This window comes from Nonomuraea jabiensis (assembly GCF_014204795.1).
GTDB classification, from domain to species: Bacteria; Actinomycetota; Actinomycetes; order Streptosporangiales; family Streptosporangiaceae; genus Nonomuraea; species Nonomuraea jabiensis.
Genome location: NZ_JACHMB010000001.1, coordinates 5,330,965 through 5,355,733 on the forward strand (window position 1 = coordinate 5,330,965; position 24,769 = coordinate 5,355,733).

At 73.2% G+C, this 24,769-nt stretch carries 21 protein-coding genes; 9 read left to right on the top strand and 12 right to left on the bottom strand.

Annotation, left to right across the window (positions count from 1 at the left end; genetic code table 11):
- Window positions 1–7 precede the first annotated feature (7 nt).
- Window positions 8–1,096, bottom strand: a complete 1,089-nt coding sequence (locus HD596_RS24600) for an alcohol dehydrogenase catalytic domain-containing protein (RefSeq protein WP_185071680.1) — start codon at window positions 1,094–1,096, stop codon at window positions 8–10.
- A gap of 127 nt (window positions 1,097–1,223) precedes the next feature.
- Here HD596_RS24600 and HD596_RS24605 point away from each other — a divergent pair, with 127 nt between their 5' ends.
- From HD596_RS24605 to HD596_RS24615, 3 genes are read left to right on the top strand one after another with little or no spacing between them, the layout of a single operon-like run.
- On the top strand, window positions 1,224–2,483 hold the full coding sequence (locus HD596_RS24605; RefSeq protein WP_185071681.1) for an ABC transporter substrate-binding protein: 1,260 nt from the start codon (window positions 1,224–1,226) through the stop codon (window positions 2,481–2,483).
- On the top strand, window positions 2,480–5,104 hold the full coding sequence (locus HD596_RS24610) for an ABC transporter permease subunit (RefSeq protein WP_185071682.1): 2,625 nt from the start codon (window positions 2,480–2,482) through the stop codon (window positions 5,102–5,104). The genes HD596_RS24605 and HD596_RS24610 overlap by 4 nt, the downstream gene beginning before the upstream one ends.
- 2 nt (window positions 5,105–5,106) lie before the next feature.
- Window positions 5,107–5,847 (top strand): ABC transporter ATP-binding protein, encoded by a 741-nt coding sequence (locus HD596_RS24615; protein ID WP_185071683.1) that lies wholly within the window; start codon window positions 5,107–5,109, stop codon window positions 5,845–5,847.
- On the opposite strand, the gene HD596_RS24620 is transcribed toward HD596_RS24615, so the two are convergent.
- The gene (locus tag HD596_RS24620) at window positions 5,839–6,561 is read right to left on the bottom strand and encodes a dienelactone hydrolase family protein (RefSeq protein ID WP_185071684.1); all 723 of its coding nucleotides are present in this window, start codon (window positions 6,559–6,561) and stop codon (window positions 5,839–5,841) included. The two genes, HD596_RS24615 and HD596_RS24620, sit on opposite strands and share 9 nt — an antisense overlap.
- An 86-nt stretch (window positions 6,562–6,647) precedes the next feature.
- Between HD596_RS24620 and HD596_RS24625 the strand changes: the two genes are divergently transcribed.
- Complete coding sequence (locus tag HD596_RS24625) at window positions 6,648–7,448, top strand: helix-turn-helix domain-containing protein (RefSeq protein WP_185071685.1); 801 nt, start codon at window positions 6,648–6,650, stop codon at window positions 7,446–7,448.
- Here HD596_RS24625 and HD596_RS24630 read toward each other — a convergent pair.
- Window positions 7,445–8,326, bottom strand: a complete 882-nt coding sequence (locus HD596_RS24630; RefSeq protein ID WP_185071686.1) for a LysR family transcriptional regulator — start codon at window positions 8,324–8,326, stop codon at window positions 7,445–7,447. The genes HD596_RS24625 and HD596_RS24630 overlap by 4 nt on opposite strands.
- A gap of 73 nt (window positions 8,327–8,399) precedes the next feature.
- Between HD596_RS24630 and HD596_RS24635 the strand changes: the two genes are divergently transcribed.
- Window positions 8,400–9,068 (top strand): type 1 glutamine amidotransferase domain-containing protein, encoded by a 669-nt coding sequence (locus HD596_RS24635; RefSeq protein WP_246554783.1) that lies wholly within the window; start codon window positions 8,400–8,402, stop codon window positions 9,066–9,068.
- A gap of 85 nt (window positions 9,069–9,153) precedes the next feature.
- Window positions 9,154–10,119 carry an alpha/beta hydrolase gene (locus tag HD596_RS24640; RefSeq protein ID WP_185071688.1) on the top strand — a complete coding sequence of 322 codons (966 nt, stop codon included), beginning with the start codon at window positions 9,154–9,156 and terminating at the stop codon, window positions 10,117–10,119.
- Window positions 10,120–10,186: 67 nt separating this feature from the next.
- Here HD596_RS24640 and HD596_RS24645 read toward each other — a convergent pair whose 3' ends face one another.
- Window positions 10,187–11,266 carry a helix-turn-helix domain-containing protein gene (locus HD596_RS24645; protein ID WP_185071689.1) on the bottom strand — a complete coding sequence of 360 codons (1,080 nt, stop codon included), beginning with the start codon at window positions 11,264–11,266 and terminating at the stop codon, window positions 10,187–10,189.
- Window positions 11,267–11,328: 62 nt separating this feature from the next.
- On the opposite strand from HD596_RS24645, the gene HD596_RS24650 reads away from it, so the two are divergent.
- Entirely contained in the window at window positions 11,329–12,447 is a 1,119-nt protein-coding gene (locus HD596_RS24650) for an acyl-CoA dehydrogenase family protein (protein ID WP_185071690.1), read from the top strand.
- On the opposite strand, the gene HD596_RS24655 is transcribed toward HD596_RS24650, so the two are convergent.
- Window positions 12,430–13,659 carry an RNA-guided endonuclease InsQ/TnpB family protein gene (locus HD596_RS24655; RefSeq protein WP_246554786.1) on the bottom strand — a complete coding sequence of 410 codons (1,230 nt, stop codon included), beginning with the start codon at window positions 13,657–13,659 and terminating at the stop codon, window positions 12,430–12,432. The genes HD596_RS24650 and HD596_RS24655 overlap by 18 nt on opposite strands.
- Before the next feature lie 133 nt (window positions 13,660–13,792).
- Here HD596_RS24655 and HD596_RS24660 point away from each other — a divergent pair, with 133 nt between their 5' ends.
- Window positions 13,793–14,755: an acyl-CoA dehydrogenase family protein gene (locus HD596_RS24660; RefSeq protein ID WP_185071691.1), complete on the top strand. Its 963-nt coding sequence runs from the start codon at window positions 13,793–13,795 to the stop codon at window positions 14,753–14,755.
- Window positions 14,752–15,573 (top strand): TIGR03619 family F420-dependent LLM class oxidoreductase, encoded by an 822-nt coding sequence (locus HD596_RS24665; protein ID WP_185071692.1) that lies wholly within the window; start codon window positions 14,752–14,754, stop codon window positions 15,571–15,573. Before HD596_RS24660 ends, HD596_RS24665 begins: the two co-directional genes overlap by 4 nt.
- Window positions 15,574–15,632: 59 nt before the next feature.
- On the opposite strand, the gene HD596_RS24670 is transcribed toward HD596_RS24665, so the two are convergent.
- The 7 genes from HD596_RS24670 to HD596_RS24700 form a co-directional block, all read right to left on the bottom strand.
- A complete protein-coding gene (locus HD596_RS24670; protein ID WP_185071693.1) occupies window positions 15,633–17,636 on the bottom strand; it encodes a CHAP domain-containing protein in 2,004 nt (667 codons plus the stop codon).
- Between the two features lie 278 nt (window positions 17,637–17,914).
- Entirely contained in the window at window positions 17,915–18,664 is a 750-nt protein-coding gene (locus HD596_RS24675) for a glucose 1-dehydrogenase (RefSeq protein ID WP_185071694.1), read from the bottom strand.
- Window positions 18,651–20,666, bottom strand: coding sequence for an acetate--CoA ligase family protein (locus HD596_RS24680; RefSeq protein WP_185071695.1), 2,016 nt, complete (start codon window positions 20,664–20,666; stop codon window positions 18,651–18,653). The genes HD596_RS24675 and HD596_RS24680 overlap by 14 nt, the downstream gene beginning before the upstream one ends.
- Window positions 20,663–22,171, bottom strand: a complete 1,509-nt coding sequence (locus tag HD596_RS24685; RefSeq protein ID WP_185071696.1) for a class I adenylate-forming enzyme family protein — start codon at window positions 22,169–22,171, stop codon at window positions 20,663–20,665. The genes HD596_RS24680 and HD596_RS24685 overlap by 4 nt, the downstream gene beginning before the upstream one ends.
- Window positions 22,172–22,186: 15 nt before the next feature.
- The gene (locus tag HD596_RS24690; RefSeq protein WP_313044672.1) at window positions 22,187–22,510 is read right to left on the bottom strand and encodes a VOC family protein; all 324 of its coding nucleotides are present in this window, start codon (window positions 22,508–22,510) and stop codon (window positions 22,187–22,189) included.
- Window positions 22,507–22,869, bottom strand: a complete 363-nt coding sequence (locus HD596_RS24695) for a Zn-ribbon domain-containing OB-fold protein (protein ID WP_185071698.1) — start codon at window positions 22,867–22,869, stop codon at window positions 22,507–22,509. The genes HD596_RS24690 and HD596_RS24695 overlap by 4 nt, the downstream gene beginning before the upstream one ends.
- A 75-nt stretch (window positions 22,870–22,944) precedes the next feature.
- A complete protein-coding gene (locus tag HD596_RS24700; RefSeq protein ID WP_185071699.1) occupies window positions 22,945–24,675 on the bottom strand; it encodes a serine/threonine-protein kinase in 1,731 nt (576 codons plus the stop codon).
- Window positions 24,676–24,769 lie beyond the last annotated feature (94 nt).

Genomic DNA, 24,769 nt, shown 5'->3' on the forward strand with positions numbered 1-24,769 from the left:
TCGGATTTCAGAAGGTGATGACGGTGCGCGCCACCGAGCCCTCCCGTACGTGGGCCACGGCGTCGTTGATCCGGTCGAGCGGCAGGCGTTCGGAGATGAGGCCGTCGAGGTCGAGGCGGCCCCTCAGATACTGCTCGGCCAGCATGGGCAGGTCGCGGTGGGGCGCGGCGTCGCCGCCCTGGGTGCCCATGAGGCGGCGGGAGGCGAACAGCAGGCCGGGGTCCACCTCCACGGCCTGGCCCTGGGGCGGGCTGCCGACCATGACCGTGGTGCCGCCGGACCGGGTCGCGGCGAAGGCCCTGGACAGGACGCCGGGCGCGCCCGTCGCGTCGAAGGCGTAGTCGACGCCGCCCTTCACCAGCTCGTCCACCTGCCGTGGCAGGTCGTCGGCCACGAGGGTGTGGGTGGCGCCGAAGCGCTCGGCCAGCTTGAGCTTCTGCTCGGCGACGTCGGCGGCGATGATCGTGGTGGCGCCCGCGAGCACCGCGCCCTGGATGACGTTGAGGCCGACGCCGCCGCAGCCGACGACGAGGACGCGGGCGCCGGGCGGGACCTCGGCGACGTTCATGACCGCGCCGATGCCGGTGACGACGCCGCAGGCGAGCAGGCACATGGCATCCAGGGGTGCGTTTTTCGCGATTTTCACGCACATGGCCTCGGCTACGACCGCGTACTCGGCGAACGAGCCGATGCCGATGAACCGGCGCGTCTCCCGCCCGTCCAGCGTGATCCTGGGCGCGCCACCCATGATCGCCTGCAGCCTGACGGGGCCCGAGCACAGGTGGAACCGGCCCGCCCCGCAGTGGCGGCACCGCCCGCAGGGGCCGTTCATCGAGATGATGACGTGGTCGCCGGGCCGGACGCCGGTGACGCCCGCGCCGACGCTCTCCACCACTCCGGCGCTCTCGTGCCCGAGGATGAACGGCAGTTCTCTGACCACCGGGCTCTTGCCGTCGATGGCCTTGAGATCCGAGCCGCACACGCCCGACGCCTTGATCTGGACGCGCACCTCGCCCGGACCCGGGTCGGCGATCTCCACCTCGCGGATCTCCATGGGGGCGTGGAAGCCGGTCAGGACGGCCGCGCGCATCAGCATGCGCCACACGGTAACCCGGCCCCATGATTGCGAGCAAGCAGTTGCTCGGGCGTTGACACCCTTCCTGGGCGAATTTACGCTCGGCGCAAAACCAAGCGAGCGCTAGGCCAATTCGCGGGAGGCCAGGATGGTACGGCGGGTCGCGGCGGCGATCACGGTGACAACGCTGCTCGTCTCCGGGTGCGCGGCCCAGCAGAAGAGCCCGGCGGGACAGGGCTCAGGGGGACAGGGGGCCGCCGCGCCGGGCGTGACGGACACGACGGTCAAGGTCGGCGGCGTGCTGACCAAGACCAGCGCCAGCGGCTACTCGACCAAGGACGCCGAGATCGGGGCGAAGGCCAGGTTCGAGCGGGCCAACGCCGAGGGCGGCGTCAACGGGCGGAAGATCGACTTCATCGGGGCGGAGGACGACGGCCAGGACGCGGCCAAGGGCGACGCGGCCGCCAAGAAACTCGTCCAGAAGGACCAGGTCTTCGCCCTCGTCCCCGTGCACGCCCCGAACTTCGGCGGCGCCGCCTTCCTCGAGCAGCAGGGCGTGCCCTGGTTCGGCTGGGCGACGGGCCCCCAGTGGTGCGGCACGAAGACCGGCTTCGGCTACAACGGCTGCCTGGCGCCCAAGCAGGGCGCGGGCTCCCAGACGTGGTGGGGCCGGCAGATGGCCGAGCTCCTCGGCGGCGCCGAGGGCAAGACCGTGTACGTCCAGACCTCCGACTCCAGCGGCAGCAAGTACGGCGGCACCACCATCTCCCAGTCGTTCACCGCCGCCGGATTCAAGCTGGTCGGCGTGAACTCCGGCCTCCCGGCCGCCGCGCCACCCCCTGACTGGCTCCCGTACGTCAACAAGATCATGACCTCGAACGGCGGCAAGGCCCCCGACGTCGTCGTCTCCGTGATCGCGGGCACCAAGTTCAACGTCGGCCTGTACTCGGCGCTCAAGCGGGCCGGCTACAAGGGCGTGCTCACCGACGCGACCAGCTACGACGCCGCCATCCTCAAGGACCAGGCCAGCGCGCAGGCCCTGGAGGGTGTGATCGCGGCGCCGATGTTCGAGCCGTTCGAGTCCACCGCCCCCGAGATCGCCCGATTCAAGCAGGACGTCGAGAAGGTCGCGCCGGGCGCCGTGCCCACCCAGCACATGGCGATCGGCTACTGGGCCGCCGACATCTTCCTCGACATGCTCGGCAAGGCCGGCAAGGACCTCACCCGCGAGAAGTTCCTGGCCGTCGGCAACGGCGACTACCTCTACGAGAACGCCGGTTTCGGCAGGATCCAGTACCCCAAGGACCACAGCGAGCCGAACGGCTGCGGCGCCCTGGTCAAGCTGGAGAAAGGCGCCTTCCAGGTGGCCAAGAGCATGAAGTGCTTCGACAACGTGCCGCTCAAATGATCCTTGGATACGTGCTCAGCGGCCTGGTCACCGGGGCGATCTTCGCGGTCATGGGGTCGGGCCTGACGCTGTCGTACGCGGCGACCGGGGTGTTCAACTTCGCCCACGGCGCCGTCGGATTCCTGTCCGCCCTGCTGTTCTACGAGCTCAACCAGGCGGCCGGGCTGCCCGCGTGGCTGTCGGCCCTGGTGTCGGTGGCACTGTTCGCGCCCGCGCTCGGCTACGTGCTGCACAGGACCATGTTCGGCGGGCTCGCGCAGGCGGGCGAGACCGCGCAGATCGTCGCCACGATCGGCCTGACGATCGCGCTGCCCGCGCTGGGCCTGCTGGTCGTGGACCTGGCGGGGCTGCCGAGCGCGGACGCGACCTCGCTGCCGCGCGGCGTCGGCCCGCATCCGGCGCTCTCCTTCGAGGTGCTCGGGGTCCGGCTGGACACCGACCAGCTCATCACGTTCGGCTTCTCGGCGGTGGCGGCGGCCGGGCTGTGGGCGTTCATGCGGCATTCCCCGTACGGGCTGCGCATGCGGGCCGCCGTGGACCGGCGCCGCCTGGCCACGCTCCGGGGCATCGACGCGGACGCCACCTCGGCGCTGGCCTGGATGCTCGGCTCGGGACTCGCCGGGCTCGCCGGGGTGCTGGCCGTGTCCGTGCTGGGGCTGGACGCGACGGCGTACACGGTGCTGCTGTTCGCCTCGGCGACGGCGGCGGTGTTCGGGCGGCTGCGCTCGATCCCGTGGACGTTCGCGGCCGGGCTCGCGCTCGGCGTGGTCCAGAACCTGGTCGCCGGATACACCGACTTCCTGGAAGAGGTCACCGGGCTGCGCACGGCCGTGCCGGTGATCCTGCTGTTCGCCGGGCTCGTCCTGCTGAACAGGTCGCGCGAGCGGGTCGCGGGCAGCGCGGCCGAGGACGCGCCCCCGCCCGACCACCTGGCGGGGCTGCCGCCGTGGCGGCGCAGGATGCCGTGGGCGCTCGGGCTGGCCGCGCTGGCCGGGTTCACCTTCCTCGCCTCCGAGTACTACGTGGGCGTGGCCGCGCAGGGGCTCGTGCTGGCGCTGATCTTCTGCTCGTTCGTGGTGGTGACCGGGATCGGCGGCATGGTCAACCTGGCCCAGGCCGCCTTCGCCTCGATGGCGGCGCTGACCTGCGGATGGGCGTTCTCCTCCGGGCTGCCGTTCTTCGTGGCGATCGTGCTGGGCGTGCTGGCGGCCGCCGCCGTGGGGATGCTGGTGGCGCTGCCCGCGCTGCGGCTGGGCGGGCGGGTGCTGACGCTGGCCACGCTGGCCATGGCGCTGCTGGCCGACCAGGTGCTGTTCCAGGTGGACGCGTTCAGCAACGGGACCATCGGGTGGCCGGTGCCCGCGCTGGGGCTCGGCTTCGCGGACACCTCCGATCCCCGGGTGCGGGTGGTGGTGCTGCTCGTGCTGATCGGGGCGGTCGCCCTGCTCGTGCGCAACCTCGAAAGGTCGGCCTCCGGGCGGGCGATCCTCGCCGTCAGGTCGGCCCCCGCCGCCGCGACGACGTCCGGGCTGTCGGCGCCCCGTACCAAGATCATGCTTTTCGCGCTGGCGTCGGCGATCGCCGGGCTGGGCGGCGTGCTGTTCGCCGTCTCCAAGGGCTCGATCACCGCCACCGACCTGCCGGCGTTCTCCGGATTCGTGTGGCTGGCCGTGGTGGTGCTCCAGGGCGTGCGCCGCGTCGGCGGCGCGGTGCTCGGCGGCCTGATCGCGGTGGCCGTGCCCGAACTGCTCGCCACCTGGGGCGTGTCCGCGCACGTCGGGGCCATCCTGTTCGGGGCCGGCGGCGTGATCCTGGCCAAGCACCCCGACGGGGTGCTCACCCAGCTCGCCGAGCTCCGCCACCGCCGCCGCACCCCGCCGCCGCCGGTCCCCGAGCCGGTCCCCGAGCCGGGCCCGGCGCCGCCGCCCGTGCCGGTGGACGGGCCGCTGTTCCGGCTGGAGGGCGTGGTCGCCGGTTACGCGGACTGTACGGTGCTGCGCGGTGTGGACCTGGCCGTCCGGCCCGGCGAGGTGGTCGCGCTGCTCGGCGCCAACGGGGCGGGCAAGTCCACGACCTGCGCGGCGGCCGCCGGCGACCTGGCCGTCACCGGCGGCCGGATCGTGCTGGACGGCCAGGACGTCACCGCCTGGCCCGCGCACCGCAGGGCCCGCGCGGGCATCCTGCTCGCGCCCGAGGGCCGGGGCGTCTTCCCCGGGCTCACGGTGGAGGAGAACCTGCGGACCTGGCTGCCCGACCCGGGCCCCGTCTACGAGCGCCTGCCGCAGCTCGCCGAGCGCCGCGCCGTGCTCGCCGGCGCCCTGTCCGGCGGCGAGCAGCAGCTGCTCACGCTGGCGCCCGCGCTGGTGCGGCCACCCCGGGTGCTCATCGCCGACGAGCCGTCGCTGGGGCTGGCGCCGATGATGGTGCGGCAGGTGTTCGACGTGTTCGCCGAGCTGCGCTCTCGCGGCGTGGCGCTGCTGCTGGTCGAGGAGAAGGCCACCGAGGCGCTGGCCCTCGCCGACCGGGTGGCGTTCATGCGGCTGGGGCGCGTCACCTGGGCGGGGCCGCGCTCGGAAGTGGACAGCGAGCGGCTGACCGCCGCCTACCTGGGGGTGCGGTGAGCATGCTGGCCGTGGAGGGCGTGTCGGTGGCGTTCGGCGGGGTCAGGGCGCTGGACCAGGTGTCGTTCGAGGTCGCGGCGGGTCAGGTGTGCGGCGTGATCGGGCCGAACGGGGCCGGGAAGACGACGCTGTTCGATGTGGTGTCGGGGCTGCGCCGGCCGAGCGAGGGCCGGGTCAGCGTGGCGGGCCGGGACCTGACCGGGGTGTCCCCGGTCAGGCGGGCCAGGGCCGGGGTGCGGCGCACGTTCCAGCGGACCCAGGTCTTCGGCCGGCTCACCGTGGCGGGCAACGTGCTGGCCGCGCTCGACTGGCACGGCGGCGGTGGCGGGCTCGCCGCCGACCTGGTCGGCTGGCCCGCCCGGCGGCGGCTGGAGCGGGAGCGCGGCGAGCGCGTGGCCGAGGTGCTGGAGCTGTGCGGGCTCACCCCGCTGCGCGACGCGTACGCGGCCGCGCTCCCCGTCGGGCAGCGCCGGCTCGTCGAGCTGGCCAGGGCCCTGGCCGACCGGCCCCGCCTCCTGCTGCTGGACGAGCCCACCTCGGGCCTGGACGCCTCCCAGACCGCACGCCTGGGAGAGGTCGTCAAGGCCCTGGACACGACCGTGCTGCTGGTCGAGCACGACATGGGCTTCGTCATGGACACCTGCGACCGGATCATCGTGCTGGACCTCGGCAAGGTGATCGCCGCCGGCGCGCCGGGCGAGATCCGGGAGGACCCCGTCGTCAGGGCCGCCTACCTAGGCTGAGTGGCGCTCGGTGAAGGACAGGATGCGGCGCCAGGAGTCCTGGCACGCCTCCGCCCACTCGGCGTACGTGCGGTCGAAGAACGAGTGCGGCGCGCCCTCGTAGACGACCTTCTCGTGCTCCGTGCCCACCCGGTCGAGCGCCGCTTCGAACGTCTCGAACTGCTCGGGCGTGGTCGCCGTGTCCGCGCCCGCGAGCAGCATCAGGAGGGGCGCGCCGGGCCCGGTCGCCGGCTCCTCGATGGCGCGCAGCGCGCCGTAGAAGCCGATGCCGCCCGCCAGGCCGTTCCCCTCGTACGCCTGCCGCCACGAGTGGGCGCCGCCCATGCAGAAGCCGACCGTGAAGACCGGGCCGTCGAGCTGCTCGGTGGCCGCCCTGGCGTCGGCCCTGACGTGCTCGGCCTTGAGCTGCCCGACGTGCTTCATGAAGTCGAAGTCGTCGTCCCGCTCGCCGAGACCCGCCGTGCGGCCGAAGTAGTCGATCGCGATCGTACGGAAGCCCGCCTCGGCGAAGCGCACCGCGAGGTCGCGGTAGTACGGGTGCAGCCCGCGCACGTCGGGCAGGATCACCACGCTGCGCCCGTTCGGCTCGGCGGGCTCGGCCCGGTAGGCGAGCAGGCGGTTGCCGTCGGCGGCCGTCAGCTCTATCTGCTCGTGAGAGGCCACCTCGCCCTGGATCGGCGGTGCGGGCGGCCTGCTGTCGGTGGAATGGCACATGAGGTCAGCATGCCCACCGTGATTCCGGCTATCCAGGTACTCGCAGTGGCAGGATCGACGCCTCCTGGACAGGCAGACTTGTACCCATGAACCGGGAACTCGGGGCATTTCTCCAGGCCCGCAGGAACGAGGTCACGCCCGAGGACGTGGGGCTGGCGAGCGGGCCGCGCAGGCGGGTGCGCGGGCTGCGCCGCGAGGAGCTGGCCGAGCTGGCGGGCATCAGCGTCGAATACCTCGTACGCCTCGAACAGGGGCGGACCGCCCAGCCGTCCGCGTCCGTGATGGAGTCGCTGGCCAGGGCGCTGGACCTGAGCGAGGCCGAGCGGACGCACCTGTTCGACCTGGCCGCGCCGCGGCCCCGCAGGCCGCGGCCGTCCGGCGGGGTGCGGCGGGAGCTGGTGGAGCTCATCGACCGGATGACCGACATCCCGGCCATGATCTTCGACCACCGGCTCGACCTGCTCGCCTGGAACCGGCTGGCCGACGCGCTCTTCCCCGGCCTCTGCCGCCCCGGCGCCAACCTGGCCAGGTACAACTTCCTCACCGAGCCCGACCTGTACGCCGACCGCGAGGAGGTGCTCCGGGCCACGGTCGGGCAGCTCCGCCTCGCCACCGGCCGCCACGCCGACGACCCGGCGCTGACCGCCCTGATCGGCGAGCTGTCGGTGCACAGCCGGCGCTTCCGCACCCTCTGGGCCGGCCGGGTCGTCAAGGAGCGCACCAACGGGGTCAAGCGGTTCACCCATCCGGTGGTGGGCGAGCTGGCCCTGCGTTACGAGACGTTCGACCTGCCGGGCGGATCGGGGCAGCGGCTGAGCCTGCTCCACCCCGAGCCGGGCGGCGCCAACGAGGAGTCGCTGCGGCTGCTCGCTTCCTGGTCCGCCTAGTAGGTGGGGGCCGTGCGGAACGCCTCGATGAGGTGGGCGCGTACCCTGGCCACCGCGGGCTTGGCCAGCGCGCCCGAGCGGACGGCCAGGTAGCCGGTGTTGATCGGGGCCTCGTCCGGCTCGGCCAGCGTGACCAGCGTGCCCGCCGCCAGGTCGCGGCGGCACAGGTAGGCGGGCAGCACGGAGACACCCATCCCGGCTCTGACGGCGCTGAGCACGCCGCGCAGGTCGGGGATGACGACCCGCGCGGCCATCGCGGGCCGCCTGCCGAACACCGAGCGCCAGTAGCGGCGCACGATGGGCAGGTCCTCGGCGTAGGCCACCAGCGGCACCGCCGCCAGCTCCCTCGGCCCCGCCCCGGCGAGCCCCAGGGACGGGGCGGCGACCAGCAGGAACTCCTCGTCGTAGAGGGGGTCCGCCTGCACGCCGCGCACCCGGGGCCGGATCGTGGAGATCACCAGGTCCAGGCGCCCGGCCGCGAGGTCCGCCAGCAGGTCGTCGGACAGCCCGAGCGTCGTGCGGAGCCGCAGCCCGGAGCGCACCAGCGGGGCGAGCATCGGCATCACCTCCTCGCACAGGAACTCGGCGGGCCCGCCCAGGTGCACGGCCGCGTCCGAGGGCAGCTCCGACTCCACCACCCCGTCCAGGGCGTCCAGCGAGGGGGCCACCCGGCGGGCCAGCTCGTCGGCGGCGGGCGTGGGCGCCACCCCGCGCGGCAGCCGGTCGAACAGCGGCCGGTCCAGCACCGACTCCAGCGTCCTGACCTGCGCCGTCACGGCCGGCTGCGACAGGCCGAGGGTCTGCGCGGCGGCCGTGATGGAGCCGGTCCTGTGCACCGCGAGGAAGGTCCGCAGCAGGTCGAGCGAGAGTGGCGACATATCACTATTCTGATACCTAAGGCGATATTTCGCTATTTGTTACTTATGGCGGGCCGGGGCGACGATGGGAGACATGACCAAGCGCATTCTCATCGCCCTGACCAGCCATGACGACCTCGGTGGCGTCGAGCGGACCGGATACTACGTTCCGGAGGCGGCCCACCCCTGGGAGATCTTCCGCAAGGCCGGCTACGAGGTGGACGTCGCCAGCGTGCGGGGCGGGCAGCCGCCCCAGGACGGGTTCGACGCCGCCGACGAGACCCAGGTGGCCTTCCTTGCCGCGATCGGGGAGCGGGACACCGACCGCCTCGCGGACGTCGACGCCTCCCGTTACGACGCCGTGCTCTACGCCGGAGGCCACGGCACCATGTGGGACTTCCCCGACGACCCGGACGTCATCCGCGTCGGGCGCGAGGTGTACGAGCGGGGCGGCGTGGTCGCGGCGGTCTGCCACGGCCCGTCCGCGCTGGTGAACCTGACCCTCTCCGACGGCTCGTACCTGGTGGCGGGCAAGCGGGTGGCGGCCTTCACCAACGAGGAGGAGCGGCTGCGCGGCGTGGCCGACGTGGTGCCCTTCCTGCTGGCGGACAAGCTGGTCGAGCGTGGCGCCGAGCACCAGCCGGGCGCCAACTGGCAGGCTCAGGTCGTGGTGGACGGCAGGCTCGCCACCGGCCAGAACCCGGCCAGCGCCGCGCCTCTGGCGGAGCGCGTCCTCGACGTCCTCGCCGAACGGCGGGACTGAGGAGCGCAATCGCCGCCGGATGGCGGTTGTGTGCCACGGCGCGGGCTCTGACCATCGAGGAGTAGCCCCATGGAAGGGATATCAGATGGCATTCCACCCCAACCTCGACCCGGAGATCCGCGCCTTTCTCGAGCGGACTCCGCTCCCGCAGTTCGACCTGGCGAACCTGGCGCCCGAGGAGCTGCCCGGGCACCGGGCGCAGGTCAACGCGTTCCTCGCCGCCGCGCCGCCGGCCGACACCGACGTGGTGATCGAGGACCGGCACGTGCCGGGCCCCGACGGCGCTCCCGACGTGCGGGTACGGATCTACCGCCCGGCGGGCGGCGGCGAGGGGCGGCCGGGTCTGTACTGGATCCACGGCGGCGGGATGATCATCGGCACGCCCGAGATCGACGAGGCGATGATGATCGGCTACGTCGAGGAGCTCGGGTGCGTGGCGGTCTCCGTCGACTACCGGCTGGCGCCCGAGAACCCGCATCCCGCGCCGGTCGAGGACTGCTACGCCGGGCTGGTGTGGACCGCCAAGGCGGCGGGTGAGCTGGGCATCGACCCGGCCAGGATCGCGGTCGGCGGCGCCAGCGCGGGCGGGGGGCTGGCCGCCGCCACCGTGCTGCTGGCCCGCGACCGGGGCGGCCCCGACGTGGCGTTCCAGCTGCTGGTCTGCCCCATGCTGGACGACCGCAACATCACCCCGTCCAGCCACGAGTTCACCGAGGCGGTGGTCTGGGACCGCAGCGCGAACCTCTTCGGCTGGACCGCCCTGCTGGGCGACCGGATCGGCACCGACGACGTGCCCCCGTACGCGGCTCCCGCCCGGGCCACGGATCTGGCCGGGCTGCCGCCGGCGTTCATCGACGTCGGCGAGCTGGAGGTGTTCAGGGACGAGGACGTCGACTACGCGCTGCGGCTGTCGCAGGCGGGGGTGTCCACCGAGCTCCACCTCTATCCGGGGGCCTTCCACGGGTTCGACGGGATGGTCCCGGACGCCGAGCTGTCGAAGCGGGCGCGGGCGGCCCGGCTGGCGGCGCTCAAGCGGGCGTACGGGCTCTGAGGATTCAAGCGGCCGGGCTCTGCTCAGACGGGCGTACGGGCTCTGAGGACTTAAGCGGGCTTTGAGCTCAGGCCGGCGTGCCGGACCTGAGGTTGGCGCGCAGCCGTACCAGGGCGAGGGCCAGGTGGGCGCGCAGGCGGCCGGCCGCGTCGGCGAGCGAGAAGCCCAGCACGGACTCGGCCCGGGCGATGCGCGCGGCCATCGAGCTGTGGTGCAGGTGCACGGTGGCCGCCGCACCGCGGACCGAGCCGGCCAGGCACAGCGCCCGCACCGCCGCCAGGGACTCCTCGCCGAGCCGCTCCATCGCCCGGACGTCGGCCAGCCCCGCGACCGCCGCCTCCGGCAGGTCGGCGAACAGCGCCAGGGCCCCCAGCTCCGACCAGCGCATCACGCGATCGTGCGGGCCGGTGAAGCGGAGCGCGGTCCGCGCGCCGGCCCACGACTCGGCCGCCCGCGCGCCCGGCAGCTCGGGCCCGATGCCCACCCGCGACCCCTCGGGAAGGTCGCGGGGCAGGGTGGTCGCCACCAGGACCGCTTCGGTGTCGCCGATCCTGGTGGCGCGCACCTGGTGACCCATGGCGCGCAGGCCGGCGGCCAGTCCCCGGTCCGGCCCCCGGTCCGGCCCCCGGTCCGGCCCCCGGTCCGGCAGGGCGATCGCCAGGGCCTGCAGCGGGGTGGAGGGGGCGAAGCCGAGCAGGCGCAGGGCGCGGGCGCGTTCGGTCTCGCCGGTCTCGGCCGACAGCACCAACTCCACCAGCGCGGGGTCCTGGCCCGAGCGCGCGAGCGCGGCCGCGCGTTCCAGGGTGACCTCGGCCGCCACCGCGTACCGTTCGAGCACGATCTCGTCGAGCCCGTGCGCCGGCCCCTCGCGCTCCATCCAGACCGCCCCGAGCCCGTCGCTCAGCTCCCTGACCTGGGCCGGGGCCTCGGCGGGCGTGTCCACGGCGCCGTGGGGCGACGTGCGGGTGCGGCGGCCGGTGGCCGCGTCGAGCAGCCCGACCGGGCACTGCGCCAGCCGGGCCGTGGCCGCGAGCAGCGTGGGCACGCTCACGTGGTCGCGAAGGAGCGAGTCGAAGTAGGCGATCACCCGCACCGCGCTCTCCGCGTCGGCGTCGAGCGTGGACAGCTTCAGCAGCAGTCCCTGCATGGCCAACAGACTATGTCCGCCAACCGCTGTTCGGGTTACCAAGCGTGCGCTAGGTTGGTTATGTGGATCTCGACTTCTCCCCGGCCGAACAGGGCTTCCGCGCCGAGGTTCGCGACTGGCTGCGCGCGCACGTGCCCGGACCGCTGCCGTCCATGGACACCCCCGAGGGCTTCGCCGCACACCGCGCCTGGGAGGCGCTGCTGGCGGGCGCGCGGCTGTCCGTCGTCTCCTGGCCCGAGGAGTACGGCGGGCGCGGCGCCTCCCTGATCGAGTGGCTGATCTTCGAAGAGGAGTACTGGGCCGCCGGAGCCCCCGCCCGGGTCACGCAGAACGGCATCTTCCTGCTGGGCCCCTCGCTGATGCGCTTCGGCACGCCCGAGCAGCGCAGACGGTGGCTGCCCAGGATGGCCAGAGGCGACGACGTGTGGGCCCAAGCCTGGTCGGAGCCGGAGGCGGGCAGCGACCTGGCCGCCCTCACCTCCCGCGCCGAGCCCGTGCCCGGCGGCTGGCGCCTGTACGGGCACAAGACGTGGAGCTCGCGGGCCGCCCACGCCACGCACGGGTTCGGCCTGTTCCGCACGTCGGGGACGCGGCACAAGGGGCTCACCTACTTCCTCTTCCCCCTCTCCGAGGTCGCCGTGCGGCCGATCGCGCAGCTCGACGGGCTGCCGGGGTTCGCGGAGCTGCACTTCGACGGGGTGTTCACGCCTGACTCGATGGTGCTCGGCGAGGTCGGCGCGGGCTGGCGGGTCGCGATGGCCACCACGTCCTCCGAACGCGGCCTCACCCTGCGCAGCCCCGGCCGCTTCCTGGCCACGGCCGACCGGCTGGTCGCGCTGGCCCGCTCCGCGGGCGACCCTGTGGCGGCCGATCGGGCCGCCAGGTGCTGGACCGAGGCGGAGGCGTACCGGCTGCACACGTTCGCGACGGCGCGGCGGCTCATGGCAGGGGAGGACATCGGGTCCGCGGCCAGCATGGGGAAGGTGTTCTGGTCCGAGCTGGACCTGCGCATGCACACCCTGGCCATGGAACTGCTGGGGGACCGGGCCGGGGAGGAGGGCTGGCTGGACGGGTTCCTGTTCTCGCTGGCCGGGCCCATCTACGCGGGCACGAACGAGATCCAGCGCAACATCGTCGCCGAGCGGGTCCTGGGGCTGCCACGGTCAACTACCACCGGCTGAGGCCGGTGGTTTGCTCTCGCGGTCCCGTCTGGCTGAAGGGAGGCCGGTAGCGTGTGGCTGGTTGACAGCAGCCCAGCCCGCAGCGCCGCGTGTGGCGATGTTGCGGGCCGCGATGTGATCGGCGTGCCCAGCGAGGCCACACCCAGTACAGACGAATCGACCCCGCGCTGGCCGATTTTCCCTGGCCACACACCCGCACCGCGGACAAGCCTGCGAGGTATAGGCGGGGTCAACCAGCAGAAGAGCGACCCCGGCCCGCGCGGCCTTGTAACTGGTGAAATCGATCATCTGGGCAAACGCCCAGCTGTGAATGGTGCGCCGCTGGAGCCGGTGAGCCCTTACCCGCCCGCGGATGCCCTGGAGATCCTCCAGGGCGATCCCGCGGCCGGTGCGTTCGGCTTCGCGCACCACATAAGTGGAGATTTGGTGGTTGACATCGGTCATCATCCGGTGCTCGCGCCCGGACAGGCGGCGCAGTACCCGCCGCGCCGAACTCGTGCCCTTCTCCTGCAAACGTTGGCGCTGTCGGTGACGGCGCTCGCGCAGGGCGCGGGCGTGGTGGTTGCCGCCGATGGTGCCCGTGAGCACCGGACCGGGCAGCACCACACCGTCAGAGGTGACCGCCAGGTTCGCCACCCCTTGATCCACTCCGAGGAAGCCATTGACCGGCTCGCGCACTGCTGGTTTGGGCAGGGTGACGGCGACCTGCAACAGCCACATGCCGCGCCGGCATATCAAGTCGGCTTCTCCGATTGGCAGCGTGTCGAGAGCTTTGAGGTCTTCCTGTCGCCCGGCATAGGAGACGTGTACGCGGCCGGTAGGAGTCCACAGCGACACGGTGCGGGTGTCTCGGGACCAGCTCATAAGGCGAGCGTCATAGGAGATGGCGCCGAGTGGACGGAAGATGTGGGCGCGCTTCTTGCTGGCGCGGCGGTTGGCGTAGGCGCCGGCAACCCGGGCGATAGCCCGCACGGCCGCTTGGGCGCCCAACTCGGGCAAGTGCGCGCGCGCCGGGTAGTAGGCGAGCCTGTGCAACTCCAGCACCGTGAAAGTGTGCTGCTGCCAGGCCAGCCGCGAGACGAAGGTAGCCGCTTGATTACACACCCGCACCGCATTGGCCAGGGCGTCAGCCTGAGCCGGAGTGGGGGAGAGCAGCAACTGCACCACCGAGGGCAGACCGCGCTGCTTGACGACGGAGCGACGAATCGCCATCGCGCACCTCCTGTCACCGCGGCATCACACAGCGCACACATTACCGACTGTTGCCGATGTTTTCCATACTGTTTTCGAAAGGGGGTGGCGCTTCCTTCCGTTCCTTAAGGAGCGGTCGCCGCGCCAAATTCGGATGAACTTTGGATTTGCGGATGAGCAGCTGGCGCTGGCCGCGACGGTGCGGGACGTGCTGCGGGCGCACTGCCCGCCGGCGGCGCTGCGGTCGGAGCGGCGGCCGGCCTGGGAGCAACTGGCCGCGCTGGGGTTCTTCGGCCTGCTGGCGCCTCCCGAGTCCGACGGGCTGGGGCTCGGGCTGGCCGACGTCCTGCCCGCGCTGGAGGAGACCGGGCGGGCGTGCCTGCCGGGGCCGGTGGTCGAGACCGCCGTGGTGGCGCCGTACCTGCTGCCGGACAACCCCAAGCTGGCCTCCGGCGCCCTGTGCGTCGCCGTGCTGCCGCCGGGGCAGGCGTACGCGCCGGACGCCGACCTGGCCGACCTGCTGCTGGTGGCCCGGGACGGCGGGTGGCGCCTGGTGGCCAGGGAGTCCGTACGCCTGGAGCCCAGGACCGGTGTGGACCCGTGCCGTCCCGTGTTCGAGGTGGCCTTCGACGAGTCCGAGGAGCTGGGCGGTCCGGCCGCGCCGGCGCTGCGGCGGGCCACGGTGGCGACGGCGGCGCAGCTCATCGGGGTCGCCAGGGAGCTGCTGGCGGTCACCGTCGCCTACGCGCGGGTCCGGACGCAGTTCGGCGCGGCGATCGGGTCGTTCCAGGCGGTCAAGCACCAGCTCGCCGACGTGGCCGTGGCGGTGGAGTTCGCCGCGCCGCTGGTGCACCGGGCAGCCCTGTCGGTGGACCGGGCCGTCGGGAGCGCCGATCGGGACGTGAGCGCCGCCAAGGCCGCCGCCGGTGAGGCCGCCGTGCTGGCGGCCCGGGTGGCGCTGCAGGTGCACGGTGCGATCGGCTACACCGAGGAGCTGGACCTGCGGTTCTGGCTCGCGCGGGCCTGGTCGCTGTCGAGCTCGTACGGCACCACGGCGTTCCACCGCGAGCGCCTGCGCGCCGCCGTGATGGCCGGTGACCTGCGGAGGTATCCATGAAGTTCGGGGTGCCGCTCGGGCTGGTGCATCCGGCCGCGTGGAAGGACGTGGCGGTGGCGGCGGACGAGCTGGGGTTCGAGTCGGTGTGGCTGCCCGAGCACCTCGTCTTCGCCACCGACCTGTCGCTCGCCCACTACCCGGGCACGTCCGACCCGGGGATCAAGCCCGGCACGCCGCTGTTCGACGCGCCCGCGTACCTGTGCTGGCTCGCCGCCTTCACCTCCCGCGTCAGGCTCGGCACGGCGGTGCAGCTCCTCGCCCTGCGCCACCCCTTCGTGTCCGCCCGCGCGTTCGCCACCCTGGACGTGGTCTCGTCGGGACGGGCGATCTGCGGGGTCGGCGCGGGCTGGTACCGGGGTGAGTGGGAGGCGGCCGGCGTCGACTTCCGCACCAGGGGCGCGCGGCTGGACGAGGCGATCGAGGTGGTCAGGCGGCTCTGGAGCGAGCCGGTGGTCACCCATTCCGGGAGGTTCTACTCCTTCCCCGAGGTCGCGTTCGAGCCCAAGCCGGTGCAGCGGCGGCTGCCGGTGCTCGCGGGCGGGGAGTCGGCCGCCGCGCTGCGCCGGGCCGCCCGGCTGTGCGACGGGTGGATCAGCATGCCGCACACCCTCGAGTCCATCAAGCCGCAGCTCGACCGGCTGGGGGCGGGGGTGCCGGTGACCGCGCACGCGTACGCGCTGGCCTCGCCCGACGAGGTGCCCGCCTGGGCGGCGCTGGGCGTGGAGCGGTTGATCGTACGGCCCTGGGGCCGCAGCCGGGACGCGGTGTCCCGGCTGGCCGCCTTCGCCGCCGACTACGGGGTGGGGGACGCCTCGTGAGGGCCGCTCACGCGCGGTGGTGTCCCGCTTCCGGGTGGGGGACGCCTTCTGATGGCCCCTCACGCGCGGTGGCGGCCTCGCCTGCGGGGCTGGCCGGGGGTGTTCCTGCCAGGCTGACTCGGGGCGCTCCGGCCGGGCTGGCCGGTGGTGCTCCTGGCCGGGTGGCCGGAGGTGCCCCTGCCGGTGCCGCCCGTGCCGACCAGCTGGCGCTCGTCCTCGCGCCGGTGCGGCTGCGGGGACCCGGCGGAGGCGTGGCGGTGGCCCGCCAGGGGGGCGTCCTGCGTGAACGGCTGCGCGCCGCCGATGTGCATGCCCTGGGTGGGCGCCGGACGGCGGTGGCGGCGGCCGCGCAGCGGAACGTCGGCCGTCCCGGACTCGTCGGCGGGGCGCCCGCGGCGGCGGCGTCCCTGGTAGGTGGCGCCGATGTCGGGAATGTCGCCGCCGCTGCCGGCGGTCGGGCTGAAGGCGTCGAACGCGCTGGTCGCCTGGGGGATGACGATGCGCTCGAACGGCCCGGTGTCCACGATGCGCTCCAGCGGCCCGGTGTCCACCAGGATCTCGACCGGTCCGTCCCCGGCGGGCTCGGTCGGCCGGGAGGCAAGGAAGGCGTCGAACGGGTCGATGTCGGCGAGGTGGCGGTGCAGGTCCGAGAGCTGGTCCGAGAGCTGGCCCGGGTGCTGGGCCAAGGGCCGGTCCACGGTCGCGCGGCGTGGCGCGTCCGTGGCGAGGTCGAAGGGGCGCGTGTCGAGCGAGCGCCTCCGGCGTCCGGCGGCCCGGGCGGCAGGCCGGACGGCGTCCAGGGCCGTTGCCGGCTGGAGGGCGTCGAGGGTGCTCGCGGGCTGGAGGGCGTCCAGGGCGGTCGCGGGCTGGAGGGCGTCCAGGGCTGCGGGGGCGAGGGCGGCGGTGTCCAGGGCTGTGGCGGGCTGGAGGGCGTCCAGGGCCGCGACATCCAGGGCGGCGGTGTCCAGGGTCGCGGCCGGCTGGAGAGCGGCCGTGCGACGGCTCGTACGGACCGGCTCGACCTCGAGCTTGCGGCGGCGACGGCGGCGGTTGGCGGCCGAGCGGGTCGCCGTGGCCCCAGCGGTGACCCCAGCGGCGACCCCAGCAGTGACCGGGGCGGTCCGCAGGCGGCGGGTCTTGGCCACGGCGAGCAGCGCCAGGGCCGCCACCAGGGCCGAGCCGACCAGCGTCGGAGAGGAGATGGCCGGCATGGGGCCGGTGGCCGAGGCGTCCGCGTGTGTGGGCAGCGGTTCGGCGGTCGCCGCCGTGGTGTCGGCCGTCGCCGGCTTGGCGTGCTTGGCCTTCTTCGGCTGCTTGGGGCTCTCCGCGGTCGTGTTGTCCGAGACGGAGCCGATGGCGGTCTTGGGGGCGGCGGGCGAGGGCGCGGCCTGCGGCTCCTTCTTCGCGGGGGAGCTTCCGGTCTCAGGGGCCCGGGCGGGCTCCTCGATCTCGCTGCGCGGGATCAGGGAGGTGAGCAGCTCGTTCCCACTGGGGAACTGGAGCATGCCGACGTCGGTGCCCGGCCCCGGCTTCAGGGCGGCCTGCTCCTCGGCCTTCTTCTGGGCCTCGCGCTGCTGCCGGGCCGCCTCCTCGTCCAGGCGGGACTTGATGCGCTCCGGGTAGCCGTACCCGACGACCTTGCTGGTGTCACGTTCCTTGCGCTTGGCGACGCCACCGTCGATGTTGCCCTCGATGGTGAAGATCGTGTCGCCCTCGACCCTCGTCACGATGCCGACGTGGTCGATGTTGTCGATGCTGTTGGAGCCGCTCCAGTCGTAGAAGACGAACGCCCCGGGCTTGGGCTTGTGACCCCACGCCCCCTGCTCCTTGAACCACTCCGCGTGCGACACCGTCCACGCGAACTGCCCGATCCAGTCCTCGTAGCCGAGCTTGTGCGCGGCCCAGGAGAGGTACATGTCGCACCATGGGGCGGAGCTGTAGTCGGCGTCGAACTCGACGTTCTTGCCGTACCAGGCACCGAACTTCGTGTACGCCCCTGATTTCTCGGCATACCCGAGCTGGCTTTCCAGCAGCTCGATGTACTTCTGCATCTCTGGCGTCATGGAGGTATGGGGACACCTTCCGGGCAAGACCGGTTTTATCCGCATAGATCCCGGGTAAAGGGACACCCTGTGACTACTGGGACAAAACCGGAGGCTTGTCGTCTTCCGTGATGAGCGAGGCTACCGTGCCGTCCCGGCAGGTCAAGCCAACCCCAAGAGACGTCCAAGCTTTCCTGGACCAAGAACCCGCTGGTCAAAGATGCTGCCAGAAATGTCCAAGCGAAGGAGGTTTAATCCAAAAAGATCTATCTAGTGCCAGGTGAGAGGCTTGCCCTGAGTCAGTAGCCCGCGCCCGTGAGCAGCCCGCCGTCCACGGTGAACTCGCTGCCCGTGCAGTAGCTGGCCCGGTCCGAGGCCAGGAAGGCCACCACGTGGGACACCTCCACCGGCTTGGCGAAGCGCTTGATGACCATGGACTTCACGAAGGCGTCGGCGTCGACCTCGTTCATCAGGTCGGGGTCCATCGCCATCGAGGTGTTGATCGCGCCCGGATGCACCGAGTTCACCCGGATCTTGAACCGGGCCAGTTCCCGCGCCGCCGACTTGGTCAGCCCGCGCACCCCGAACTTCGACGCCGAGTACGCCGACAGCCCCTCGGCCCCGACGTAGCCCTCGATCGAGGAGATGTTCACGATGGCGCCCCGCCCGGCCGCCTTCATGGGCTCGATCACCGACTTGATGCCCAGCCAGGTGCCCTTGAGGTTGACGCCGATCACCCGGTCGAAGTCCTCGGGCGACATATCGCCAATGCGCCGAAATTTCAGGATCCCGGCGTTGTTGACCAGTACGTCCAGCCGGCCGTGCAGCTCGGTGGCCGTCGCCACCGCCCGCTCCCACTCCTCGACGCTCGTCACGTCATGATGGACGAACGCCGCCCCCGTCTCCTCGGCCAGCGCCTTCCCCTCCTCGTCCAGCACGTCACCGAACACCACCCGCGCGCCCTCCTCGAGGAACAGCCGCACGTGCGCCGCCCCCATCCCGCGAGCGCCACCGGTGATCAACGCGACCTTGCCGTCAAGCAACCCCATAACGCCCTCCAGCCGCGACGGCCACCGCCGCCGCCTCCATGGAGCGGTAGACGGGGATCCCCGCCTCCGCCGCGATCCGCCTCACTTCGTCCTCGACGCCCGGGGGCGCGCACTCGCCGTTCCTGGTGACGAGGGTGATCCTGGTGCCCGCCAGCGCGGCCTGCGCCTGCGCCACGGCCCGCGCGTACGCGTACAGGGGCTCGGCCGCGTCCCCGTACGTGAAGAACGCCTGGACGTTCACGTGCAGGACCACGTCCCCGTACGGCCGGCACCGCAGCAGCGCGGAGACCACCTCGGGCACGAGCCCGGCCCGCCCCATGGGCCCGACCGGCACTTCGAGCGGGTTGCCGGAGGCCACCACCCCGAGCCCGCGCAGCGCCGCCGGCGCTTCCGGCGGCAGCGGGTCCAGCCGCACCCCCGCCACGTCGAACGCGTCCGCCGCCAGCACGCTCGCGCCCCCGCTCGGCCCCACCACCAGCACGCCGCCGCGGGCGTCGCGCGAGCCGTGCGCCTGGAAGTACGCCAGCACCCCGATCAGGTCGTCCTGGCTGGCGACCAGCACCGCCCCCGCCTGCTCGGCCACCGCCTCCCACACCCGCCGGTCGCTCACCATGCCGCCCGTGTGGGACGCGGCGGCCTCCTGCCCCTGCCCGCTCCGCCCGCCGACCAGCAGCACCACCGGCAGCCGCGCGGCGCGCAGCGCCTCGAACAGCTCGCGCCCGTCCCGCGGGTCCTCCAGGTACAGCCCGACGGCCCGCGTCTCCTCGTCGCGGGCGAGCCAGCGCAGCAGCTCGGCGGGGGTCACGTCGGCCGAGTTCCCCACGGTGACGACCCGGCTGAACGCCAGCCCCCGCCGCTCCCCGACCTTGATCACCTCGCCCGCGAGCCCGCCGCTCTGCGAGATCAGCGCCACCGGCCCGGCGGGGCCGAGCCCGCCCCCGACGAACGTCTGCCGTCCCCGAGGGCTGTACACGCCCATGCAGTTGGGCCCCAGCAGTCGCGTGCCCGCCGCCCGCGCCGCCTCGACCAGCCCCTCCTCCAGGTCCGGCCGGCCGGTCTCGGCGAACCCGCCGCTCATCACCTGCACGAACGGCACCCCGCGCGCCTCCCGCACCACCTCGGCGCACCGCTCGGCGGGCACGGCCACGAGGGCGTAGTCGACGTCCGCCTCGGCGAGGGACGGCACCGCCGGCACCCCCGCCACCTCGGCCGCCGTGGGGTGCACGGCCACCAGTGGGACGCCCGCGGCGCGGTAGAAGCCGAGGAACATGTTCCCGAAGTTCGGTCTGGTCGTGGAGGCTCCGACGACGGCCACGGCCTTGGGCTCGAAGAGCGGCAGGAAGTCCGTCGCCGCACGGGGCACGCCCGCCACGGGTCCCGGGGAGGGCAGGTGGCGGGCGTCGACCGCGATCACCCCGGAGGGGCCGGCGATCACCGGGTTCAGCTCGAACTCGCCCAGTTCGAGCCGTTCCCACAGCCCGCCCGGGCCGCCGACCGTCATGAGCAGCTTGACCACCGCGTCCACGTCCACCGGCGGGCCGCCACGCGTCCCGTACAGGAGGGAGGACCCGCGCAGCGACGCCAGCATGCGCCGCGCGTCCTCCTCCGAGATCGGGCAGAGCCGCAGCGCCGTGTCGCGCAGCGCCTCCGTCCACACCCCGCCCAGCCCGGTGAGCAGCACCGGCCCGAAGCCGGGGTCCCGCACCAGGCCCACGATGAGCTCCACGCCGGCCTCGGCCTGCTCCTCGACGAGGAAGCCCGCGACCTCCAGCCTGGCCCGCATGTCGGCCGCCTTCGCGGCGAGGTCCTTCCTGGAGAGCCCCAGCGCGACGGCGCCGACGTCCGACTTGTGCACCAGCCCCGGCCCGAACGCCTTCAGCACCAGCGGCTCGGCCAGCTCCCCGGCCCGCTCGAAGTCCAGGCCATCCACCACGACCCCGCGCGGCACCGGCACCCCGGCCGCGGCGATCAGCGCCTTGACCTCGTGCTCGTACGCGCTCACCCGAGCAGCTCGCGGATCTTCCCGCGCAGCAGCTTGCCGGGGCCGCCGGAGGCGTCCTGCGAGTGCGGCAGCGCGTCGGCCACCACGATGTGGTCGGGCCGTTGATGGGCGGGCAGCGTGTCGGCCAGGGCGAGCGCCAGCTTGGACGCGTCCAGCGTGTGCCCCGCCCGCGGCACGACCGCCAGCAGGATTTGCTGCTCGGAGGCCCCCTCGGGCACGCCCACCGCGCCGGCCTCGGCCACCCCGTCCAGCGCCGAGACCGCCTCCTCGATCACGACCGGCTGCGTCCAGACGCCGCCCTTGAGTATCGCGTCCTCCCGCCTGCCCAGCACGCGCAGCACGCCGTCGGGGGAGAGCGTGCCGAGGTCGCCGCCGACGTACCACTCGCCGCGCAGCACCTCGGCCGTCCGCTCGGGCAGGCCGTCGTAGCCGGTCATCCGGTGCGGCCCGGCCAGGTTGATCTCGCCGACCTCGCCGATGACGCGCTCGCCGTTCGGGTCCGTGATCCGGACCGCGTTGCCGGTGCGGGCGCGGCCCGAGGAGCCGAGCGGGATCGTGCCGTCGTCGACGCGGCCCATGCACGTGTACGGGGCCTCGGTCTGGCCGTAGTACGAGTACACGCCCGCCTGCGGCAGCCTGGCCTTGATCCGTTCGAGCATGGTCGCGGTCAGCGGCTCGCCGCCCAGCATGATCACCTGGATGGACGACAGGTCCACGTCCTCGTGCTCGGGGGAGGCGAGCAGGGCCGCGTAGAACGAGGGGATCTGCGAGAGATGCGTGACCCGTTCGCGGGGGACGACGCGCAGGAAGTTCGCCGGGCCCCAGTCCTGCTCCAGAACCAGCCGCATCCCGGCGTACAGGGCGGGCCCGGCGATGGCGGGGAAGCCGATGCCCCAGATGATCGCGCCCGTCCCGAACACCGAGTCGGGGCCGCGCGGCACGTCCAGCCAGATCTGCGCCGTGGCCAGCGACGAGGCGTGCGTGTGCACGACGGCCTTCGGCAATCCCGTCGTGCCCGAGGTGTAGTAGAGCGCCAGCGGGTCGTCGTACCAGCCGCTGATCGGCGGCTCCTCGTCGGAGGCGCCTTCGAGCTCCCGCACGTCGATCCACGTGGTCACGCCGGGGAGCGAGTCCCTGATCTGCCCGACCACGCCCTCGACCGTCGCGTCGTACACGAACGCCGTGCACCCCGAGGCCGCCACCACGTCACGCAGCGTCTCCACCGGCCAGTACGGGTTCAGCGCCGCCGTCACCGCCCCGATCTTGGCCTGCGCGAGGTAGACCTCGGCCACCCGCAGCGTCTCGTTGAGCAGCGCCGCCACCCGCCGGCCCGGCCCGACCCCCTTCCCCAGGAGGGCGTGGGCGCGGCGGTTGACGTTCCTGTTGAGCTGGTCGTAGGTGAAGCTCTGCTCGCCGCAGTACGTGAGCGCGACCTGGTCGGGCGTGCGCAGCGCTCCGGCGGTCAGGATCGCGTGGCCGTAGTTGCCGTAGGGTGATCGCGCCATGGGGGAGGCCTCCAGTCAGAGGGGCTGATAGAGCACGAAGACGTTTCCTGAGGGGTCGCGCAGCACCGCCCGGATCTCATGCGGCCCCTTCTCGGGCTCCCGCACCACCTCGCCGCCGCGTGCCGTCAGCTCCCGCACGGCGTCCGCCACGTCGTCCACCTTGTACGACGGCGCGACCGAAGCCGTGACGTGCTCGGCGGGCCCGGCCAGCGCCACGGTGAAACCGCCGCCGTCGAGCGCCGCGAACCTGTCGCCGTCCCTGAACTTCACCGGCAGCCCGTAGAAGGCGATCGCCTCGTCCAGGTTCGCGACGGGGATGAGCACGTTGCCGAGCTTCACGCGGGCCTCCAATGGGGGAGTTCGTCGATGAACGTCACGCGTACCGGCATGCCGACGCGTACCTCGCCGGGGGCGCAGCCCACCACGTGCCCGAACGCCCGCACGCCGGCCGGCAGGTCCACCCAGGCCATCACGTACGGCTCCCGGCCCCGGTAGGCGGGAGCGAACGAGCGGTGCACGACGGTGAAGGTGTGCACGACGCCCTCGCCCTCGACCGGCTCGAAGACGAGCTCTCCGCCACCGCACCAGGGGCAGGCCGCCTCGGGGAGGTGGACGCGGCGGTCGCAGGACGTGCAGCGCTGGACGACCAGCTCGCCGCGCTGGCAGGCGGCCCAGTACGCAGAGGAGTCACCGCTCATCGCTTGCCAAGCTAGCGCACGCTTGGTTGCCTCACAAGGCCCCGTCTCTCCGAAGGACCCGGCCGAAGCGCGCCGCTAAAGGGGCGGCTCCTCCTCGGGCGTCGAAAGGAGCATCATGGGCTCCTCGGAGGCCTGGTCGGTGGGCTCGTCCGACGGCTGGGAGAGGGCTTCCTCCGACGGCGTGGGCGTCCCGGCGGCCGTCCTGCTGTGCTCCTCGCTGGGCGTGGGCGTGGGCGTCGGCGTCGGCGAGTGGGAAGTCGGCGTAGGCGTCGGGCAGGCGGGGCCGTCGACGGCGACCTCGCTCACCTGCGGCCCGTTCCCCGCCGCCGGCTCCGTCATCACCACGATCCCGACATACACCCGCTTCCCGCAGGAAACACCCCCAGGGTCGTGCGTGACGGCGCTGGCGTACGCCGTGCTCCCCCGTAAGGTCCGCGTCTCCTGCCGCACCGTCCGGGCCGCCCCGCCCTCCCCCTCCCGCCGCGTGTAGGAGATCCGCAGCCGCACGGGCCCCGTCCCGTCCGCCGAGACCCTGATCGTCCCCGCCGTGCCGCTCCACCCCACGATGCCGGCGGCCCGCACCGCGGTCGGACGCGGCACCGAGGTCCCGCCCTGCCGCACCGTGGGAGGAGGGCTGGGGGGAGGGCTGGGAGGAGGGGAGACGGTACGCGCGGGCGTGCTGCGCCGGGGAGCCGCGGACGTCCGGGTACGGGCGGGCGTGGCCGCGTCCACGGGCGCCGGCTCCGGCTCGCTCTGCGCCGTCTTGGGCGGCGGCATCAGGATCGTGCCCGGCCCGGGAGGCAGGCGCCCGCCCGACATCATGAGCGAGATCGCCACGGCGACCACCGTCGCCCCGGCCACCCACAGGTGCGGTGGCAGCCGGGGTATGCGGTCGCGGATCGTGCGGCCGGCTCCGGAGGCCCGTTCGGTCCTGGCCAGCGGGAAGCGCAGGGCCAGGAGCGTGGCCAGCTCGCCCAGGTGCCGCCGCCCGCGCTTCTCCCAGTCCGGGCCGTACCCGGCGACCGCGTCCTCCTCCAGCTCCGCCGCGAACTGCCTGGCCGAGGCGTACCTGGTCGCCGGGTCCTTGGCCATCCCGCGCCTGAGCAGGTCGCGCAGCGAGTCGGGCGCGACCTCCAGCGGCACCGGCTCCGCCAGGTGCCTGTCCCGCACGGCCGGGACGTCCAGCGCCCCGTCCTCCTTGACGGCCCGGTACGGGGGCCGCCCCCTGACCGCCTCGAACAGCACGCACGCCGCCGCGTACACGTCCGCCGGCGGCCCCGCCCTGCCCTGCGTCCACAGCTCGGGCGACATGTACTCGGGGCTGCCCGCGGGCACGTCCGGCTCCTCCGCGTGCACGACCACGCCGAAGTCCGCCAGCTTGCTGGTGCCGTCGGCCTGGACCAGGATGTTCTCCGGATTGACGTCGCGGTGCGGCACCCCGCGCTCGTGCGCGGCGGCCAGGGCCAGCAGCGTGCTCTTCAGCACGGTGAGGGCGGCCTCCGGGCTGATCCCGCGGTGCTCGGCCAGCAGCGTACGCAGCGACACGCCGTCCACCAGCTCCATGACGACGGCCGCCCTGGTGGGGGTCTCGACGTACTCGTAGAGCCGGACCACGTTGGGGTCGTCGATCTCCACGAGCTCGTGGGTGTCCGACCGGAAGCGGTCCATGAACTCGGCGTCCCTGCGCAGGGTGGCGTTCAGGTACTTGATCGCCACGTAGGCGCCCGTCTGCTGGTAGGTGGCGAGGAACACGCGGCCGGTACGGCCGGCGCCGAGCTGGCGTACTTCACGGTAACCAGGGACCAAGTCGAACCCCCATCAGCGGCCGTCATCGATTCGACGGTCTCACCCGGGGTTCGGGTTGTCACGACTGGAGATATTTCGCCGGGCGTTAATCCGA

What these genes read in the sequence shown, in the direction of transcription:
- HD596_RS24600 (WP_185071680.1), bottom strand. Translation starts at nt 1,096, where the DNA reads ATGCTGATGCGCGCGGCCGTCCTGACCGGCTTCCACGCCCCCATGGAG.
- HD596_RS24605 (WP_185071681.1), top strand. Translation starts at nt 1,224, where the DNA reads ATGGTACGGCGGGTCGCGGCGGCGATCACGGTGACAACGCTGCTCGTC.
- HD596_RS24610 (WP_185071682.1), top strand. Translation starts at nt 2,480, where the DNA reads ATGATCCTTGGATACGTGCTCAGCGGCCTGGTCACCGGGGCGATCTTC.
- HD596_RS24615 (WP_185071683.1), top strand. Translation starts at nt 5,107, where the DNA reads ATGCTGGCCGTGGAGGGCGTGTCGGTGGCGTTCGGCGGGGTCAGGGCG.
- HD596_RS24620 (WP_185071684.1), bottom strand. Translation starts at nt 6,561, where the DNA reads ATGTGCCATTCCACCGACAGCAGGCCGCCCGCACCGCCGATCCAGGGC.
- HD596_RS24625 (WP_185071685.1), top strand. Translation starts at nt 6,648, where the DNA reads ATGAACCGGGAACTCGGGGCATTTCTCCAGGCCCGCAGGAACGAGGTC.
- HD596_RS24630 (WP_185071686.1), bottom strand. Translation starts at nt 8,326, where the DNA reads ATGTCGCCACTCTCGCTCGACCTGCTGCGGACCTTCCTCGCGGTGCAC.
- HD596_RS24635 (WP_246554783.1), top strand. Translation starts at nt 8,400, where the DNA reads ATGACCAAGCGCATTCTCATCGCCCTGACCAGCCATGACGACCTCGGT.
- HD596_RS24640 (WP_185071688.1), top strand. Translation starts at nt 9,154, where the DNA reads ATGGCATTCCACCCCAACCTCGACCCGGAGATCCGCGCCTTTCTCGAG.
- HD596_RS24645 (WP_185071689.1), bottom strand. Translation starts at nt 11,266, where the DNA reads ATGCAGGGACTGCTGCTGAAGCTGTCCACGCTCGACGCCGACGCGGAG.
- HD596_RS24655 (WP_246554786.1), bottom strand. Translation starts at nt 13,659, where the DNA reads ATGGCGATTCGTCGCTCCGTCGTCAAGCAGCGCGGTCTGCCCTCGGTG.
- HD596_RS24660 (WP_185071691.1), top strand. Translation starts at nt 13,793, where the DNA reads ATGAACTTTGGATTTGCGGATGAGCAGCTGGCGCTGGCCGCGACGGTG.
- HD596_RS24665 (WP_185071692.1), top strand. Translation starts at nt 14,752, where the DNA reads ATGAAGTTCGGGGTGCCGCTCGGGCTGGTGCATCCGGCCGCGTGGAAG.
- HD596_RS24670 (WP_185071693.1), bottom strand. Translation starts at nt 17,636, where the DNA reads ATGACGCCAGAGATGCAGAAGTACATCGAGCTGCTGGAAAGCCAGCTC.
- HD596_RS24675 (WP_185071694.1), bottom strand. Translation starts at nt 18,664, where the DNA reads ATGGGGTTGCTTGACGGCAAGGTCGCGTTGATCACCGGTGGCGCTCGC.
- HD596_RS24685 (WP_185071696.1), bottom strand. Translation starts at nt 22,171, where the DNA reads ATGGCGCGATCACCCTACGGCAACTACGGCCACGCGATCCTGACCGCC.
- HD596_RS24695 (WP_185071698.1), bottom strand. Translation starts at nt 22,869, where the DNA reads ATGAGCGGTGACTCCTCTGCGTACTGGGCCGCCTGCCAGCGCGGCGAG.